Origin of the sequence: Streptococcus raffinosi (assembly GCF_030284685.1) — a bacterium.
Lineage (GTDB): Bacteria > Bacillota > Bacilli > Lactobacillales > Streptococcaceae > Streptococcus > Streptococcus raffinosi.
The window spans coordinates 1-1419 of sequence record NZ_JASUZV010000027.1 but is presented as its reverse complement, the minus strand read 5'-3'; the positions used below and the strand labels follow the sequence as shown (position 1 = coordinate 1419).

Genomic DNA, 1419 nt, shown 5'->3' with positions numbered 1-1419 from the left:
CTGGCTCCTTGTCAACTGTAGTGGGTTGATGAAAAGTTACAACCTGGAGAGGACCAAATTGGTTCTCTCCTTTTTGATGTTCAAAGCAATGAGAATTCTCGTTTTAAAGTTTTCAAAGTTCCGGAAGCCAAAAGCATTTCGCTTGATGACTTTGATGAGGTTATTTGTGGCTTCAAGTTTTGCGTTTGAGTAGGGAAGTTCCAGTGCATTAATGATCTTATCCTGATCTCTCAAAAATGTCCTAAAAATGGTCTGGAAGATAGGATTCACAGTAGAAATAGTTTCTGTGATCAATTCAAAGAAATAGCCAGCGTGCTTCTCTTGAAAATGAAACAGTAAGAGTTGATAGAGTTCATAGTGATCTCTAAGATCTTGAGAGTAAGAAAGAAGTTTTTCGAGAATCTCTTTATTGGTCAAATGCGCCCGAAATGTCGGACGATAAAATCGTTTTCTGCTAAGTGTAGAGCTATCTTGTTGAATGAGTTTCCAGTAACGTTTCAATGCCTTATATTCGTGTGATTTCCGATCAAACTGATTCATAATTTGGATGCGTACGCGATTCATAGCTCGACTGAGATGCTGGACAATGTGAAAACGGTCGAGAACGATTTTAGCGTTAGGAAAAAGTTTTCTGGCAATATCATAGTAGGGACTAAACATGTCCATGGTAATGACTTTCACGTGACTTCTTGTCTTTCTAGAATAACGAAGGAAATGATTGCGAATAGTTGCTTGAGTCCGTCCATCTAGGATAGCTACGATCTTTCTTGTATCGTAGTCCTGTGCAATAAAGCTCATCTTACCTTTCTTGAAGCTGTACTCATCCCAGCTCATGTGTTCTGGAAGGTGGTTAAGATCAGATTTGAACTCGAACTCTTTCAATTTACGGATGACTGTCGAAGTAGAGACCGATAAACTTTCGGCAATAGCAGTCATAGGGACTTTCTCGATTAATTTTTGAGTGATTTTCTGGTTGATGATCGTTGAGATTTGGTGGTTCTTTTTGACTAAGGAAGTCTCTGCGACAGCCATTTTTCCGCATACTTTACAGCGAAAACGGCGTTTTCTTAATCGAATAAGAATTTTGTAGCCCGCACACTCTAGATAGGGAATTTTAGATTCTTTTTGGAAGTCATATTTAGCCATTTGTCCTTGACAATCGAGACACTTAGGAGCAGGATAATCTAGCTTAGCGATGATTTCTTTATGTGTTCCAGCATCCAGATAATCCAAGATTATGATGTTCTTGTCTTTAATTCCGAGTATGTTTGTGATAAAATTTAATTGTTCCATAAGATTCTTTCTAATGAGGGTTTGGTCACTTTTTCATTATAGGTCTTATGGGGCTTTTTTTCTACAACAAAATCGGCTCCATAATTCCTATGGTGGTTTTACCCACTACAGAAATTATAGAGCCAA

General features: G+C 38.1%; 1 protein-coding gene. It reads right to left on the bottom strand.

Translation table 11 applies throughout. From position 1 onward, the window contains the following. Positions 1–36 precede the first annotated feature (36 nt). On the bottom strand, positions 37–1293 hold the full coding sequence (locus QRD39_RS10105; RefSeq protein ID WP_285956398.1) for an ISL3 family transposase: 1257 nt from the start codon (positions 1291–1293) through the stop codon (positions 37–39). Positions 1294–1419 lie beyond the last annotated feature (126 nt).

Excerpts from the sequence above, each read along its gene's own strand:
- QRD39_RS10105 (WP_285956398.1), bottom strand. The coding sequence starts at position 1,293 with ATGGAACAATTAAATTTTATCACAAACATACTCGGAATTAAAGACAAG.